The organism is Pelovirga terrestris (assembly GCF_014773365.1).
GTDB classification, from domain to species: Bacteria; Desulfobacterota; Desulfuromonadia; order Desulfuromonadales; family Geopsychrobacteraceae; genus Pelovirga; species Pelovirga terrestris.
This window is the reverse complement of record NZ_JACWUN010000013.1, coordinates 1-17,916: the sequence shown is the minus strand read 5'-3', so window position 1 is coordinate 17,916 and position 17,916 is coordinate 1. Positions and strand designations below refer to the sequence as shown.

The 17,916-nt window shown below is 53.9% G+C and carries 10 protein-coding genes; 2 read left to right on the top strand and 8 right to left on the bottom strand.

Features of this window, described 5'->3' with window-relative positions:
- Positions 1-25 precede the first annotated feature (25 nt).
- A complete protein-coding gene (locus ICT70_RS11220) occupies positions 26-1,588 on the top strand; it encodes a Ppx/GppA phosphatase family protein (RefSeq protein ID WP_191156648.1) in 1,563 nt (520 codons plus the stop codon).
- 14 nt (positions 1,589-1,602) lie between these two features.
- On the opposite strand, the gene ICT70_RS11215 is transcribed toward ICT70_RS11220, so the two are convergent.
- The 8 genes from ICT70_RS11215 to ICT70_RS14910 form a co-directional block, all read right to left on the bottom strand.
- On the bottom strand, positions 1,603-2,235 hold the full coding sequence (locus tag ICT70_RS11215) for a LysE family translocator (protein WP_191156646.1): 633 nt from the start codon (positions 2,233-2,235) through the stop codon (positions 1,603-1,605).
- Between the two features lie 145 nt (positions 2,236-2,380).
- On the bottom strand, positions 2,381-4,600 hold the full coding sequence (locus tag ICT70_RS11210) for a GAF domain-containing sensor histidine kinase (RefSeq protein WP_191156644.1): 2,220 nt from the start codon (positions 4,598-4,600) through the stop codon (positions 2,381-2,383).
- Positions 4,597-8,364 carry a chemotaxis protein CheB gene (locus ICT70_RS15040; protein ID WP_191156642.1) on the bottom strand — a complete coding sequence of 1,256 codons (3,768 nt, stop codon included), beginning with the start codon at positions 8,362-8,364 and terminating at the stop codon, positions 4,597-4,599. The genes ICT70_RS11210 and ICT70_RS15040 overlap by 4 nt, the downstream gene beginning before the upstream one ends.
- A 545-nt stretch (positions 8,365-8,909) precedes the next feature.
- Positions 8,910-12,278 carry an EAL domain-containing protein gene (locus ICT70_RS11200; RefSeq protein WP_191156640.1) on the bottom strand — a complete coding sequence of 1,123 codons (3,369 nt, stop codon included), beginning with the start codon at positions 12,276-12,278 and terminating at the stop codon, positions 8,910-8,912.
- A gap of 9 nt (positions 12,279-12,287) precedes the next feature.
- Positions 12,288-12,671 (bottom strand): ATP-binding protein, encoded by a 384-nt coding sequence (locus tag ICT70_RS11195; protein WP_337906853.1) that lies wholly within the window; start codon positions 12,669-12,671, stop codon positions 12,288-12,290.
- Positions 12,672-12,827: 156 nt separating this feature from the next.
- Complete coding sequence (locus ICT70_RS11190; RefSeq protein ID WP_191156636.1) at positions 12,828-13,226, bottom strand: hypothetical protein; 399 nt, start codon at positions 13,224-13,226, stop codon at positions 12,828-12,830.
- Between the two features lie 87 nt (positions 13,227-13,313).
- Positions 13,314-15,506: a methyl-accepting chemotaxis protein gene (locus ICT70_RS11185; protein ID WP_224747000.1), complete on the bottom strand. Its 2,193-nt coding sequence runs from the start codon at positions 15,504-15,506 to the stop codon at positions 13,314-13,316.
- Between the two features lie 228 nt (positions 15,507-15,734).
- Positions 15,735-16,610, bottom strand: coding sequence for a chemotaxis protein CheW (locus tag ICT70_RS14910; RefSeq protein WP_224746999.1), 876 nt, complete (start codon positions 16,608-16,610; stop codon positions 15,735-15,737).
- Between the two features lie 823 nt (positions 16,611-17,433).
- Between ICT70_RS14910 and ICT70_RS11175 the strand changes: the two genes are divergently transcribed.
- Positions 17,434-17,703 carry a type II toxin-antitoxin system TacA family antitoxin gene (locus tag ICT70_RS11175; protein ID WP_191156633.1) on the top strand — a complete coding sequence of 90 codons (270 nt, stop codon included), beginning with the start codon at positions 17,434-17,436 and terminating at the stop codon, positions 17,701-17,703.
- Positions 17,704-17,916 lie beyond the last annotated feature (213 nt).

Sequence of the window (17,916 nt, the reverse complement as noted above, 5' to 3'; positions counted from 1 at the left end):
TACCCGGCGCCATGAGGAAAAGACCATGACCGATCATTACGCCGCCCTGCCGGCAACCACGCGCCTGGCTGCCATCGATATCGGCACCAACTCGATCCGCTGCATTGTGGTAGAAGCCGATACCCAGGGCACCTTTCGTGTTCTCGATGATGAAAAAGCGCAGGCCCGCCTGGGTGAAGGATTGAGTGAAACCGGGATTATCTGTGATGCCGCGACCCGGCGTGCTATCGATGCGTTAACGCGGATGAAGCGCATCTGCGCCGGGCTTGGGGCCGAGATCGCCGCGGTAGTTGCCACCAGCGCGGTACGCAAGGCAGGTAATCAGACGAGCTTTCTCACTCAGGTCAAAGCCGCAACCGGTCTGACCATCGATGTGATCAGCGGCGAGCAGGAAGCCGAACTCGCCGCACTAAGCGTTCTCCATAATTTTACCATGGATCAACAGCGCTTTGCCATGGCCGATATTGGCGGCGGCAGTGTGGAAATTATCGTCGCGGTTGGAGATCACACCGAGCATCTGATCTCGCTGGATCTGGGGGCGGTCTTTCTGACTGAAACCTGTTTTACCCACGACCCGGTCACCAGTAGTGAACTCGACAAGGTACGCAAGCTGGTACGCAAGGAGCTCAAAACCCATGGCATCGGCAAAGGACTGGCGGTCTCCTGCCTGATCGGCTCCGGGGGGACCATGACCAACATCGCCGGCATGATTATGGCGATGCGCGGGGAACAGTACGAATCGGTGCATCGCTATGAGGTGCTCCACTCTGAAGTCGTACATATGCTGGCGATGATTGCCCGCAAAAGCCAGAAGGAGCGACTGCTGATTCCCGGACTTAATCCCGAGCGTGCCGATATTATCCTTGCCGGCATGGTGGTGGTTGATGAGCTGATGCGGCGACTGCGCACCAATCTGCTGCGAATCAACGGTCAGGGCATCCGCGAGGGACTGATTCTTCACAGCTTGCAGCAACGTCAACTGCTGCCGTTACGCGCACCCTCACGGGATTGGCGTGAAGCGCTGATCGAGTTCGGCCGGTCCTGTCGCTTTGACGAACAGCACGCCAAACAGGTTTGCCATCTGGCAGAAACCATCTTTACCGCCGTTGCTGCCGGCTATGAACTCAATGAACGCCACCACGACCTGCTGATCGCCGCCAGCCTGCTTCATGATATCGGCTACTTCATCAGTTATGATCGCCACCACCGCCATACCTATCACCTGATCCGCCATGCGGATCTATTCGGCTTTTCCCCGCGCGAACGAGAACTGATCGCCAACATTGCCCGCTATCACCGCAAAGCCAAACCGAAGATCAGCCATGAAAGTTTTGCCGCCTTATGTCCGGATGATCAGCAACTGGTGCGCCGCCTCGGTGGCATCGTGCGGTTGGCGGACGGCCTTGATCGGCGGCGTAATCGCCAGGTAAAGCAACTGGAGTGCCGATTGACCGATAAAAACCTTGAAATGACCCTCAAGAGCCCGCGGGAAATGTCGGTAGAACTCTATGGCGCTCGCAGCAAATCTGATTTGTTTGAACAGGCCTTTGATCGGCCTCTGCTCATTTCTGCCAAGAGCAGCGACTAATTTTTTGACCAAGATCAAACCTCCGTGGTCACCTGCAAACCGAGACCGATCATCACAGTTCCCGTGAAACCATCAAAGAGCTGACGGACCCTTGGCCGCTGCAACCAGGCCTTGAACTGTTTGACCATCAACGCCAATAAACACTGCCAGATCATGGCGATAATGAAATGCAGTCCGGCAAGAAACAGCGACTGCATCAGTGCTGAGCCGATGGGATCAATGAACTGCGGTAAGAACGCCATATAAAAGATGGCCGTCTTGGGATTGAGCACATTGGAGAGAAAGCCCTCCTGCAAAGACCGGATGACGCGAAAAGCTCCTCTCACCGGGGCACCGTTATCGAGTTGGAAGGAATCATGTCTAAGAACCTTTCGCCAACTGATGAACCCCAGCCAGATCAGGTACCCGCCCCCTGCCAGCTTCAGAGCGCTAAACGCCCAGGCCGCCTGTAGTACGATGATTGAGATGCCAACCGCAGATATTACTGCATGAATAAAGAGGCCGGAACAGATGCCAAGACTGGTGGCTGCACCGTCGCACCAGCCGCCGCGGGCTGTGTTGCGGATGACCAGCATGGTGTCGACTCCCGGCGTAATAGTCAGCAGGGTGATGGCGATCAGGTACGTGGTAAGAGAGGCGATTTCCATATGCTTGACCAAATAGTAAAGTTACATTCAATCCAACTCAATTCCTGTCAGGCCGGCATCACCAGGGAATTCCGTCCTGATCGCCAAGCACATAAGTGCCACAAGAGCAGACTCATCCTCTGAAGACACTATGGTTTTTTGCACCTCATGTTGTTGTCTCGGTATGGATTGTTGCTTCCGGCAGGGTGAAATTAAAACAGCTTCCTTGCCCCTCCCCTGCTGATTCTACCCAGATGCGACCCTGATAGATAGAGACGATCTTTTTCACCAGGGCCAGCCCCAACCCACTGCCGTCGCTCCCCGGATTGAGCTGGGAAAACAGATTGAAGATGCGCTCACTGTGCTCGGGCGCAATCCCCATCCCGTTGTCGCGGACATAAAAAACAACATCTTGCCCTTCTTGGGTTGCCCCGATCTCGATGTGAGGCCGGAGTTGGTTGCCCCGATACTTAACAGCATTTTCAATCAGGTTCTGCCAGATCTGCCCGAAATGCATGGGATCCCCGTGTAACAGGCAGGACAGCTTGCCGGTAGATACCTGAATCTGATGCTGCTGTATGATGCCTGCTAAAGCGCCTAGACAGTCTTGAACCTGTTGATCAGCTGACAGGCACTGTGCCGGTGAATCCCCGGTGCCGATGCGCGAATATTGCAGCAGAGCATCGAGAAGACGCTGCATCTTGTCGGCACCCCTTTCGATATAGTTCAGGTCGTCGTTAATTTGCTGCTGATCACCACCTAGCAGGTCCTGCTGCAGCATCCCGGCAAAGGTCTTTACGGTCACCAGGGGGCTTTTAAGATCATGGGAAACACTGTAAACAAATTGTTCCATCTCCTGATTTTTTTGGTCCAGAGCTAACCGGGCCTGTTTGTTCTCGGTGATATCCCTGAATTCAACTATACAAACCATCTTGCCATGGTAGGGAATCCTTCTGGCTTCAAGTTGCAGGGGGTATTCCTCTCCATTCTTGCGCAACCCGAAGGCCTCATATGGTTTCTCATAGCCGGAACGGATATAGTTCATCACGGCATCGCGCGACTGTTCGGCAATCAGCAGAAGCCCATCCATGCCCATAAGTTCATCAAGACCAAACCCGGAAATATCCGACAACCCCTGGTTGCAGTCGAGGATTAGGCCCTGGTCGTGAATGGCGATACCACCGAATGAGGCATTATGAAGAGCCTTAAAACGTTCCTCACTCTCACGCAGTGCCCCTTCCGCCTGTTTGCGCATCAGGGCTGATCCAATATGGGCGGCGATATCTTCCAGCATTTCGATAATTTCAAGGGTGAAACGGTCTTGGCGTTTGTCATTCAGCTGAATGAGCCCCACGATGCGTTCTTTCGTCCGAACCGGTATCAAGGCCACAGAGGCATAGCCCTGATGGATGCAGTTGTTCCGCGGATGCATCCGCGGGTCCTGATCGGATGTCAGGTCAAGTAAGCTGAAAGAGTTGTTGCTCCAACAGCTTCCCCCTTTAGTAAAGAGCGGGTTGGAAGCATCGGTCTTGCCGGAAATCACCAGCCCGCAGGTGCATTCCAGGCAGACATTGCCATCCTTGTCCCGGCACACGCCGCCATCTTTGCTGTGTTCGAGCAAGATATTTTCCGTCTGCAAAAAATCCGCAGGGAACCCGTCCTGGGCGAAATAAGGGAAATCCTCCCCCTCCAACAGGCGCAGGCCCACGGCATCTACCTTTGTCCGGATTTTTAAGGTCGTGAGGACGCGCTGGATGGACTCCTTCAGGTCGATGGGCTCGTTAAGAATCTGCAGAATCTCCCGCCCGATATCGCGATAAAGTTCCGTCTGCTTGCGCTCACTGATGTCGCTCACGATGATCATGAGTTCATTGTTATCGTTTTTAGTGCCCTCACTGATGGTGCGTTTGGCGGTAATGTGTGCGTAGAAGGGTTTGGTCTGATGACGCTTGATCTGTAACTCGATGTGCTTGTCGGCAGGGTTGTGAAACAAGGAGCGAAAGCGCGACAGGAAGACCCGAGCGTCACTTTCCATCAGGGTTTCGGCGAAGGGGATCCCGCGAAAATCATCGTCGGGCCGTTTCAGCATGGTACGCCAGGTCGCGTTGGTATGACGGATAATCCCGGTCGCATCTAACAGGACATATCCGACCGGAGCATATTCGTAAAGCTCGACATAGCGATCGCGCACTTTCTGCAGTGACAATTGGGTATGGCGCAACTCCTCATTCTGCAGTTCAAGTTCGGCCTGGTGGATCGCAAGTTCCTGATGTAACTTGCTAATATCATCAATATCCGCCGGCAGAGAATGTTCACTGGCCTGGGCAAGTAGATCCTCTGCCCGCCTGCGCAGCTGTTCGGTCATACTGATCGGTTCCGGGCTCATGGTTGGATCTCCTGCAGTGACCCGTAAAGGTGAGAGTCCGTACCGGCGTCGTCGACCTGTGTCTTGACGCTGGCCATATACGGTCTGGTCGTGCCATCGCTGCGCAGGACGCTGAGCTTGAACTGGTGAGAGGCTCCGTTTTCTCTGGCATCCGCTAGCGCCTGTTGGAGTTGTTCCAGCGATTCGGCCGTAAAGAGGGTGCCATCGTCGAAAAAGTTTGGCACGCCTTGTTTCGGATCGCGTTGCAGCAGTCGATAGAGGTTGTTGGACCAGGTCATGCTGTCGGCCTTCAGATCCCATGACCAACTGCCCATGTGTGCAGCTTTTTCAGCCGCATCCAACAGTTCGCGCTGACGGCGCTGTTGAGCCTGGTTGCGCTTGAATTGCTTCTCATAATCGATCCGTGCGGTGATATCTTCTTTGACGGCGAGAAAGTGGGTTATTTTTCCGGTTGTGTCCCGAATTGGTGAGATGGTGGCGTATTCCCAGTAAGTTGACCCGTCTTTGCGTTGGTTGTGGAATTCACCGCGCCACTCTTTTCCCGACAAAATCATTTCCCAGAGTTCTTGATACTCCTGGGGTTTTGTGTGGTCGGATTTCAACATGCGGGGGTTCTGTCCGAGAGCCTCTTCAACGCTATATCCGGTTGTTTTTTCAAACTGCGGATTGGCATACTCAATGTTCCCGTCCATATCGGTAATAACAATGGTGGAGACGCTTTGCTCAACCGCACGCAGCAATTTGGTGAGCATTTCTTCGGTCTGCTTGCGCTCGGTAATATCCTGGGCAGCGCCCCAGATTCCCACCGCTTTGCCTGCCGTATCTACTTCGGCCTCGCCCTGCACCCACATCCATCCGTTCGTTCCATCTTTTTTTACGGTTTCCAGTTCAAGGGTGTAGGGTATCCCGGTCTGACTGGTATGGGCCAGGGCCGTGGACAGCCTCTCCCAGCTTTCAGGGGTAAACAGCTTCATGTGTTCGGTATAGGGTGGCACCGGAAGCGACGGATCGAAGCCATACATTTTGTAGAGCTCTTCGGTCCAGCTTACCTCATTGGTTGCTACGTCCAGGCGCCAACTACCAACATGAGCAATACGCTGTGATTCTTTTAAGTCATGTTCTTTGCTTTGCAGTGCTTCTAACGCCAGCTTTTGTTTGGTTATTTCAACCAGGGTGATCACCACGCCTGCCACCATCTGATTGCCGATGTGATAGGGCATCGCCCGTACCAGATACCAACGGCCATCTTTATTGCGGGCCTCACGCTCGATCGTACACTCCTGCTGCTGCGACTTGCGGGCCATCTCCACCGCGTCCAGGTCGCATAGACTGTGCGACAAGTGCTGCAACGGCCGACCAATATCGCTTTCAACCAGATTAAACACCTCGGCTGTTTGTGGTGAATAGTGGCGAATCTGCATGTCCTCGTCGAGGATCAGGGTGCCGATCTGCGAGCTTGAGAGCAGATTCTCGACATCGTTACGGGCTTCGGTCAGCTCGATGATCTTGCTCTGGTACTCCGAGTTGACGGTATAAAGTTCCTCGTTGGTACTTTGCAGCTCCTCATTGGTGCTCTGCAGTTCTTCATTACTGGAGATCAGCTCTTCGTTGGTGGCCTGCAGTTCTTCGTTTGAGGTTTCAAGTTCTTCGATAGTCGCCTGAAGGTTCTCGCGCGTGAACTGGAGGTCCTGCTCTAAATCCTGCAGGCGCTGCAGCGTTTCGGCATCCAAATCGTATTCATCCGGCATGTCACCTTCATCGCTACGATGCTCTTGAATGTCCTCAAAGAACACGACCACCAGATCCTCGTCATTTTTACTGCCGGTCAGGGGGCGCATGCGCAGGCGCATCTTGCGCGCGGTGTCGCCCTCGTGCAATCGGACATTGGAGTAGATCAATTCCTCACCCGAGCGCAGCACTTTCTGAATCCCAGTGGCCAGAGGAATAGCCAGTTCCCGTTCGACCATTTTCGAGATGTCGTAAACAACGCGACCGGCCGGAACCCTGAAAACGCCGCTGGGATTGCCTAAGGTATGGAGCATTTCGAGATTTTCATCGACGATGACCGCCAGCGGAACATACAACTCGGACAGTGAATCAAGCAGGCGCTCAAGCAGGCGCTCATGCCCACGCGCGGCTGAGCGACTACCTCTGCTAAAGCTGGGGGTTGCCGGTGCCCGTGTGTGCTCCCTGGGCGCTAGTAGCTGCAAATCTGCCGGTGAGGAGCGGACCTGAGCCTTACCGAGGGATTGAAAGATACAGGCCTTGCGGTCGATCGCTTGAAAGTAGGTGTCCATCTCGCCCACGGTCTCGCTGGTTCCCTGCAACAAGATGCCTCCGGATCGCAGGGAAAACGCGAACATTTCGAGGGCACGGCGCTGCAGGTTGGTTTGCAGATAGATCAGCAGATTGCGACAGCTGACCATATCAATCCGCGGAAAAGGCGGATCCTTGACCAGATTGTGCTGGGCGAAGACCACCATCTCGCGCAGGCTTCGGGTGACCTGATAGTCGTCGCCACGCCGGTGAAAATATTTGGTCAGCAGCGTCGGGGTCAAGTCAGCAGTAATACTCTCTGGATACAGGCCGATGCCCGCTTTGGTAATGGCATCCCGATCAATATCGGTCGCAAAGATCTTGATGTCGCGTGCCAGCCCGGTGGCCTCAAGGACTTCACGGCAAATAATCGCCAGGGTATAGGCCTCCTCTCCGGTTGAACACCCTGCCACCCAAAAGCGCATTTCACTTTTGTTGCTGTCCGTAAAGAGCTTCGGCAGGATCTGCTCACGCAGGAGGGCCCAAACGGTTGGGTCCCGAAAGAAATTAGTCACACCGATGAGTAACTCGCGGTAGAGCGCGGAGACCTCGGCCGGCGTCTGCCCGGCATAGCGGACATAGGCATCGAGGTCATCAGACTGGGTGACGGCGATACGGCGTTCAACCCGCCGGACAATGGTACTGGGCTTGTAGTAGGTAAAGTCGACCTTGGTTTTGGCGCGCAGCAATGAGAACAATCGCGTCATCCCGGTTTCTTCCGCGAGAGCCTCACGTTGGCGGTCCTGGCGCGCCGCATAAGGATGACGCAGGCAGGCCAGCAATTGCGACGGCATCTTGTGTGGGGGCAGGATGAAATCGGCCAGGCCGGTCGAAGCGGCGGCACGAGGCATTCCGTCAAATTTGGCGCTGTCTTCGTCCTGGATCATCACCAGTCCGCCGCTTTCCTTGACCGCGCGCACCCCACGTGTGCCGTCGCTACCCGTTCCTGACAGGATTACCGCGACCGCGCGCTCACCCTGATCATCGGCCAGGGAACGCAGGAAAATATCGACGGGCAGACTGTTGCTTTCACGCGGTTTTTTATCCTCAAGCAAGAGCCGTTGGTGAAAGACGGTCAAGGTTTTTTTGGGAGGGATCAGATAAATATTATTTGCTTCCACCCGCATCCCATCTTCGGCACGCTGAACGGGGATAGCGGTCTTGCGCGAGAGCAGTTCAACCATCAGGCTCTTGTAATCGGGCGACAGATGTTGCACAACGACAAAGGCGATGCCGCTATCCACCGGCATCGCCTCAAAAAAAGCCTCGATCGCCTCCAGCCCACCGGCCGAAGCCCCGATGCCCACAATAGAAAAACCCTCTGCGCACTTACTGGGCTCAGGTTGCTCAGCAATGGCGGTGTTGGGTAGATCCGGGATCATGTCGATCTTGGCGTTAGGAGGCAACTTCACGGCGGCGTTCTTCCCAGGTTCACTATCTGGTGTCATTTATCTGGTCCTTCACTGCGGGGGATTGGGTCAACGCCACGCCGGTACTGATGTTCTCCGCCAGGCAATTGATTGCGCTCACTCTCTTTAGCAAGTCAGCCCCCTCAGCTTAGTGTCCGTGGTAAAACCAACGCTCTACTACGGCACGGTATCGATACTATGAAGGGCTTACGTAACACAGACCGGTTCTGTTTGAAATGGCTAAAAATAGTGTCTGGAGTAATCCCTGAATCTCTCGCAGGAATTTTTTTGGATCGCCCATGCGGTGTCTTAACTCCTGGTCGCGAATCAGGGCAATCGCCTTGATAAGAGTCCGTGTCGCATCGCGCAGCAACACTCTTTTGCACCGAAAACAACAGGAAGTTCTGGACGAAGTTCAGTTTGAAATGCGATATTTTTCATAGGTCGCCTTTTTTCTCGTGTGGCAACAAGATTATAAGGTGTCTGTGTCCACTAAAGGAGGCAAAAATGCCTCCTTTAGTGGATTATTTTATCCTGCTATCGCAGATAGACAGTACGTTTGCGCTAATTGGGACAGGCTCTAGTTACAAAAAAACATGATTTTTTTCTGCGGAGCCTCCGGCTACCTGGTCATGTAAACAGGTGCCCTGCTGTAACAGTCGGGCCATGTCATCTGCCGGCACAGGTTTACTGAACAGATACCCCTGCATGGCATCGCACTTGTTGGTGATCAGAAACGCCAGTTGTTCTGCCGTCTCGACCCCTTCGGCGATGGCTGTGAGCTGCAGGTTGTGAGCAATATCAATAATGCTGGACACAACCGCGGTGCGGGCAGCAGATGTGCCGATATCGCGAATAAAGCTCTGATCAATTTTCAAATGGTCTACCGGAAAGCGACTTAAATAGTTCAGACTCGAATAGCCGGTACCAAAGTCGTCCAGACTTAATGAGACCCCCAGTTTTTTCAGCGCAAGCAGGGCGGTTTGGGCTCCCTGGGGATCATCCATGATCATGCTTTCGGTTAATTCCAGCTCAAGCAAGCTCGGGTCGAGCCCTGATTGACTTAGAAGGGTGTTGACGGTGGCCGCCAGATCCCCCTGGCGGAACTGGCGCGCAGAGAGGTTGACGGCAATCTGGATCGGCGGCAATCCGGCGGCTTGCCAGGCCAGGCTCTGACGACAGGCTTGTTCCAGTACCCAGGTGCCGATGGGGACAATCAGGCCGGTCTCTTCGGCCAGGGGGATAAACTGCCCCGGGGAAACCATCCCCAACTCGGGATGCTGCCAACGCAACAGCGCTTCACAGCCCCTGATGGTGCCGGTTGTCAGGTCAACCTTGGGCTGGTAATGCAGGCAAAACTCCTGACGCTGCAGAGCACCATGGAGATCATGCTCCAGATTCAGGGTATCCAGAGCAAATGAATCCATCTCGTCGTTGTAAAACGAAAAGGCACTGCCGGATTTTTTCGACTGGTACATGGCGATATCAGCATAACGGATCAAGGTCTCGGGGTCCGGGCTGTTCTGCGGGTAGGAACTGATCCCAATGCTCGCCGACAGCATCAACTGGCGTTGTTCCATCTCAAAAGGTTGGGTAAAAATCTGCACTATTTTTTCCATGACCAGGCTCAGATCCTGGGCAGCAGCGACCTCCGTCAACAACACCATGAACTCATCACCGCCAAAGCGCGCCACTGTATCGGTTTCACGCACAGCGCTTTGAAGCCGGTCGGCAATCTGGCAGAGCAGTGTGTCACCCGTGGCATGACCGAGGGTATCATTGATCACCTTGAAACGATCAAGGTCAAGCAGGGCGACGGCGACAATGCGCTTGGAACGCTGGGCGTAATAGATGGCCTGGGTCAGGCGATCTTTTAAGAGCGCGCGGTTCGCCAGACCGGTCAGGGTATCGTGGGTGGCCTGATATTCGAGCTCTTTTTCATAGGTCTTCTGCGTGGTGATATCTTCCTTGACGCCGACATAATGGGTGATCTGTCCCTGATCATCACGCAAGGGCGAGATCATCGCGCGCTCCCAGAATAGCCGCCCGGACTTGTGTTTATTGAGAAATTCTCCCTGCCATTGCTCACCCGCCTTCAGATGCGCCCAGAGCTGATGGTAGTCAACAATATCGGCAACGCCGGAGCTGAGGATACGGGGGTTTTGCCCGAGCACTTCGGCTCTGTCATAGCCGCTCACTTCGGTAAAGCGGGCATTGACATATTCAATCTCTCTATCAACGTTGGTGATCACCACCGATGCCGGACTCTGCTCAATGGCCAGCCCAAGTTTGCGCAGTTCACGTTCTGCCATTTTGCTGTTGGTGATATCGCGCGCGACATGGATAAAATATGGCTCTGCTTCAGATGTCGACAGGGGCGATGTGGTCACATGAAAATACATCGTATCGGCGGCATAGCTGATGATACTGGAATGGTGTTGTCCATCGCTGATGGTTTGTGCCAACGGACAATCCTGACAGATTCCCACCTGATTCCACAGCGCCTCACAACATAGCTTGCCGATGAGCTCCTCTGCGCTGCCACCAACAAAGTCACGAGCCGCTTTGTTGGAGCGCACGATCCGCATCTGCCGGTCATGGATGGTGACCATATCGGTCATGGCATCAAAGGTTGCTTCCCATTCCTTGCGGGCCTGTAACACGTCGTCTTCGGTGCGCTTGCGAACAATCAGATCCCATGCCAGATCAGCCAGTTTCTGGATAATCTCCAGGTCTGCTGTCAGATAGTTGTTCGGTTTGTTCCCGACGCCAACCATCGCCACAATCTTGGCATCACGAAAAACCGGCACAACCAGTTCCCGAATGACCGGAGCGTGCCCTGCGGGCAGCCCTTTTTTATTCGCTAGCCGGGTATAATCGTTGTGGATGATCGCCTTTTTTTCGCGGGCACAATCGGCCCAGACCCCGGCCTGAGGCAGGGGATAATGGCGTTGTTCCGGCACCGTTTTGCACATCTCTGTCGTGGTACGGCGTGACCAGGCTTGCAGGTGCAATGACTGCTGATCTTCCCCGATAAAATGAAAGAAGCCGATCTGGCTGTTTGTGAGCTTCTCAGCTTCGTCTAGAAAGGATTGAATCAATTCTTCGGTGGTGTGATTGAGGGAGTATTGGCTCAAACGCAACTGGGCCGCCAGGATCGTTTCGTGGCGTTTGCGTTCACTGATATCCATATCAATACAGTAAATTTCCAGTGGCTGACCCGGCAGGCAGTTGACGGTATGACTGGAGTAAACAAAAACGTCCGTTCCATCCTTGTGCCGCAGGGCCAATTCGGCCGGAGGGATGGGTTGACGGGTGTGTACCATCGTCGTCATTGCCGCATGAACATCCTGCTGCATGGATTCCGGAATGATCAGGTCACACAGGTGCTGCCCAAACGCCTCTGCCGCGGAATATCCGTACAATTCTTGCGAGGCATTATTCCAGTAAAAAACGGTCCCATCGGCGCGGTATCCCTGGACGGCAACAGAGCTGACATCCTCCAACAGGGAGCGAAAACGCAGTTCACTCTCTTGCAGCGCAAGCAGCGCGTTGTGGTGGTCCTGTTTGTTTCGCCACTCACGCAGGGAGCGCTCGATGATCCGCGGGATCGCGGCAAAGGATTCAGGGCTTTTAACGATATAATCGAGCACCCCGGATTTCAGCGCATCGACGGCGAGGGCTTCGCTGCCCTGAGAGGTCATGATCAGTACCGGGTAAGGACGCTGATCCTGGTTTTTTTTAAGGTAATCAATCGCGCTACCGTCCGGCAGATTCAGATCCAGCAGGAGCAGATCAGGACAACAGGCCTCAATTTCTTTGGCGCATTGCTGCAAGCTGTGCGCAAGAACGACCTCCGCCGCGGCACTGTAGGCCAGCAGACCGCGCTTGATCACCTCGGCATGGGATTGTTCGTCCTCAACGATCAGGATGCGAGTCGTAGTTTGATCCATAAGTCCTCTTTAGGCTGCAAAAAGCAGCCGTTCTTTGCCGGTAGCCGATGGGTCACAGCGCGCAGCCCCCGGCAAGGTAAACCTGAAACAACTGCCCTGACCCGGACCGCCGGACTCCACCCAGATTCGTCCCTGATAGCTTTCAACGACTTTTTTAACCAAGGCCAACCCCAGACCGATCCCTTCGCTGCGCGCATCAAGCTGGGAAAAAATGCCGAAAATTCTCTCCATCTGTTCGGGATCGATAAGCAGCATGACGACGCCACGGTGCTGAAACAAATCCGCACTGCAAACACCTGTGTTTGCGGACTGCACCAGGCCCGGCCACAGCAGCAGGATGAGCAGGAAAAAGGCCCAACAGCGGGTCGGTTTGAGGAAAAGCAGCTTCTGCACGATTGTTACTCCAACGGGGTAGCACAATAAACGCAACCAACGAGTTACCCCTCTTCGGTGACACGAGGCACATGATGATGCCGGGTTAACTGTCATCTTGCATTACGGCACGCGTGGGAATCGGCTGGAAATCCTCCAAGCCCCGCAAGTCGTAGTTTAGACGAGAGCGTCCTTACTGTTCAGGCGTGCCTGGGCCATCAGGCCGCTGATAATAACTTTGGTTTCACTCGCGGAAAGAATGGAACCCAGGTTGTCTTCGAATTCTTCCTGGTTTTTACAACGGTACTCGTTGGTTCCCTGCTCATCGTAGAGATTAGCAGGATAAAGCTTGATGTCATGCATCAGGCGTAATATTCGCTGTTTGTATTGCATGGCCGGCAGCGAGATAAACACGTCGTAATTAAAGACGGTGTTACTTTGCTTGCGCTCGACCTTCAACTCCAGGGTTCCCTTGGTCATCTCCGACAGAACCTGCCCCTGCTCTTCAATGATCTCGTGCGGGGTCCGTAGATCGGTCATGTCGTTGATATCCCCCCACATGTTTTTTACTGCCATGATGTCTTCCTTTACCTTGTGAAACTGTCCCCGCTGCACGTTATGCAGCGGGGAGAAGGGGATTGTCAAACAGACCAGACGTCTTTGTTAGTACTTGCCGAACTCATCATCATCCAGGGCGATGGGTTGTTTGGCGGCAATCTTCTTTTGTGGTTGTGCCGGTGCCGATTCACCCCAGCCGCTTTTCTTTGCTGCGGCATTCTTCTGCGGCACGGCCCGAACGTTGGAGTGGGCGCTGCTGCCATGCTTTAAGGTAAAGCGCATCAGCATCTCACGCATCTGCGCAGCCTGACCGGACAGCTCTTCCGAGGCGGCAGCACTTTCTTCGGCACTGGCGGTGTTCTGCTGGGTGACCTGGTCGATCTGGGTAATGCCCTGATTGATCTGGCTGACCCCTTGGGCCTGCTCGGAACTGGCGGCGGCGATCTCGGCGACCAGGTCGGTGACCTTGCCGATCCCGCTGACGATGGATTGCAACGCTTCGGCGGTCTGACCTGCGATTGCTGTACCGTTGGCGGTTTTCTGGACTGAGCCTTCGATCAGTTCGCTGGTCTCTGCCGCCGCCTTAGCGCTACGGGCGGCGAGGTTGCGTACTTCTTCGGCGACCACGGCAAAGCCTTTGCCGTGCTGACCGGCGCGGGCGGCTTCAACGGCGGCGTTCAGGGCGAGCAGGTTGGTCTGGAAGGCGATCTCGTCGATGACCTTGATGATCTTGGAGATACTCTGCCCGGCGTCGTTGATCTCGGTCATGGCCGCGACCATTTCCTGCATCTTCTGACTGCCCTGTTCGGCGGCGTTGCGGGCTTCCGTGGAGAGCTGATTGGCGGTGTTGGCGTTTTCGGCGTTGGTGCCGGTTTGCGATGAGAGTTGATTCAGCGATGCGGAGATTTCTTCCAGTGAACTGGCGGATTCGGTGGCCCCTTGCGACAGGGCCTGACTGGAATCGGCGACCTGACCGGAACCGGAAGCGATCTGCTCCCCGGCGACCTGGATCTGCCCTAAAATATCGTTGAGGTTCAGCACCATGCCCTGCAGGGCCAACCCAAGCTGATCTTTTTCCGAGGCCAGTTGCACCTCGACATTGAGGTTGCCATCGGCGATCTGCTCGGCGACATCGGCGTTGCGTGAGAGATTTTCGGCCATGCCGTCAAGGGCGTTGGCGAGGATACCGATTTCATCCTGGCGATCCATGTTCAGGCGCATGCTGAAATCACCCTTGGCGATCTCCTGGGTCAGATTCACCCCGCGCAGGATCGGGACGGTGATGGAGCGGGTAATGAACCAGGCGATAACGGCACCGATAAGCAGGGCGATAGCGATACCAATAAGCATGATCCGTTCGGCCTGGGATAAGTCAGCGGCGTTGGCGTTGGCCACTTCCATTGTCGTGTCGATCCCCCGCTCAATAGAATTTTGTGCTGCGATGGTGACCGCGGTTCCAGTCTCGATTAACGGGGCCATAAGGGCTTCATTCTGCAGCCAGTTATCCAGCATATTATTCGTGGCGGTCTGGTAATTGGCGGCTGCTTGACGGACGCCGGTCAGTTGCTCACGATTGTGCTGTTGTGTTGTGTCGGCCAACAGGGGGTCGATAAGTCCGAGGAGCTTCGTGAAGTCGCTCTGCAGGTCACGTACCATCTGTGGGTTGCGTTGGGCCTGGGCTTGCCAGGCCACTCGCCGGATCTCATTGCCGAGGTCAATGATCTCATTGCCATCGTTGATGCGCTTAATGCGCCGCAACAGGACCTGAGCGTTATCGTTGTTTTTTACCTGGCGGTCGAGATCCTGATTTTGAGCTGCAATATACTTCTCAATATTTTCGATAAAGGCGCTGGCGGCCGAGAGCATCTGCTGCTGATTGGCATTGATGCGCTGTTGCAATCCCTCCGCCTGATCAACCATTCGAGCATAATCAGCGACAAGCTTCTGCGCGCTGACGGCATCTTGCTTCAGTGCTGCCAGATCCGTTGATTTGTCGGCCAGGGTCACTGCCCGCTCCAATTCACTACGTACCCTGGCAATATTGCTGCGCCCGGCATCGAGAAAACGCTGTTCCCCGGTAAATACATAACCGCGAATCTGATACATGGTTTGCAAGGCGGCGCGCTCAACTTCATTGGCAACTTCCACTCCAGGGACATGTTCATTGGCCAGCAGGCTTGACTCTTCTTCCACATCAGCCATCTGGTAATAAGCAACCAGCCCCAGAGCCAGGGTAATGGCCAGTACCGCTGCAAAGCCCAAACCGATTTTTGCTCCTAACTTTAACTTGTTCAACATGGTAATTTTCCTTTCCTCATAACCTCAAGATAGATGTAGTAATGACTGTTTTTCCTTGCGGTTTTCGCAAATTGACAGTCACTGACGAGAGATTCCTCGTCGATCAAATAAGAAGGTAGATGATGAGCAACGTCGTATGCGCCAATATCAACACACCGAACGCATCCTTTTCTGCCACCACCCCTGAATAATCTTTCATATGGTTTCCTCCTCCAGGGTTAGCTGCGTTTAAGCTGCTGCCACCTCGTCCAGCTCTTCATCTTCGAGCAGGGCTTCAATATCCAGCAAAATCTTGACCTGCTGGCCGATCTTGCCCATGCCGGCGATATACCGTTTTCCATTGCGATTCGTGCCAGGGGGGGGCTCGATTTCGTTGGCGGGAATAGTGATGACCTCACTGACCTTGTCCACCACCAGGCCGACGGAATTTTCATTGACATTGACGACAACGATACAGGTGCGATCATCATGATCGCGATGGGGCAAACCAAAGCGGCGGCGCACATCGATGATCGGAATTACCTTGCCGCGCAGATTCAGCACGCCGATGACGTGATCAGGCAGATCAGGCACTGCGGTAATCGGTTGAATGCCGATAATCTCGATGACATGGCGGATTTCCAGGCCATAACCTTCGCTGGCCAGATCGAAGGTTAAGTACATCCCTTCCATCGAGTCTTCATTGATCGAAGACAGGTCTCGGTTGACTTCTTCCGGGGCGGTCATAATCGTTTCTCCTTGGGTTGAATGGGTGGTTGACGATAAGCAGTCATTGATACAGGTAAGCAGATCCTCGGGGTGGCAGATGATGCCATTTTGATCGAACAGGTCAGTTAGAGGGCTATTTCCTCGCTGCAAAAAAACGACTGGCAGGGACACGTCCCCCAGAACCAGCAGCAGTTGTTGCTCGGGCGTGCTCCGGCTAAATGAGCAGATCAGGAACAGGTCAAAGGTGCTGAGCTGCAACCGGTGGGCGGACAGCCAGTTGATGGCCTCGTCGACCGTTCGCGCATGGATGCAGCTGATATCTGCCAGATGAAGCAGAAAGACCAGACGCGGCATCTGTTCACAATGCGGTTCATAAATAAGAATGGTTTTTTTCATCGTCGCCCTGTTGCTGTGATTCATGGTGAGCCGTACTGAGCTACGTCGGCCCATGCTGATATAGTTAGCAAGGTTGGTGCCAAACCTGGAAAGTGTCTATCTACCTGTAATTATTGATTTCATAAATTGAATCTGTTAAGGGAAATTTCAACTAAAGTTGAAACAAATTCAGAAAAATCGACATAAGAACACGAAATCATTAAGCAATATGCGTATATCAACTAAAGTTAAAATATCAGCTTTAGTTGATATACGCGTTGCGAGAAAATCAGGTGAGGGGGGGGCAGTCGGTAGCGCTTCAGTTGTTGTCTTGTGTGTTTGAGACGTTTGTGCAGTGGCGGGGAGCTGATGCCGAGCATTCGGGCCGTGCCGGATGGATTTCCATCTTCCCACCGGCGCAAGGCTTCGGTGATCAGGGATTGATAATAAAGACTCAGGTCCACGCTACGCGGTTTAGTAGAAGGAGGTCGTGTTCTTATAGATCATCTTGCCTTATTTTGAGGGTTGAAATTTACCTGAATGGGTATTTCTCACCAACCCTGTATCATCAGAAATCCCAGCCTGGATCGCCGGGCGGGAACTTTCTGTTCTTATGGTCTTCCATTGAGATGAATGGATTGGCCGGTCAGAGAACAGATTAATCCATTGCTAGTCGTGTGCATTGTCGTGACAATTGGCAACCAATCAAAACGTCAAGGCCAGGATCTATGCGAGCGCGTATGCACTGAAGAACTGGTGGTTCCAAAATGAACCATAGTGTTGCCAATATGGCACCACCATGTTAACGTTACAGTTGATCAACCCATACATGGAGGTAGACATCATGGCTGTAAAAGTCGAAACACGCATTTCAGCACGAGTGCCCGAGCACGTTTACGAGACCCTCACCCGCGCTGCCGAGTTGTGCGGTGCGACGATTAATCAATTTCTAGTTCAGTCGGCACTCGATCGAGCGCGGACAGTGATCGAGGAGGAAAACTTTATTCGATTGGATATGGAGGCAGCGAAGCGGTTTTTCGACGAGATTGAGAACCCACCGGCGCCGAACGAGAAATTGCTCACGGCCTTCCGCACTCATAAGGAGCGGCTATAAATGCTTTGCATCGAACTCCTTTCGCGGGGACACGATCGCGAAGGTTTTAGCTGCGGCGAGCAGGACCTGGACGACTATCTCACAAGGTGAGAGTAAACACGGTAATTGAGGGATGACTGACCACGCTAATTGACGGAGCTTGACCAAGATAAATGATGGAACAGCCAATCAGCAGCGTTGTGTGCTGCTGATTGGCTGTTCGTTGTTTAGGTG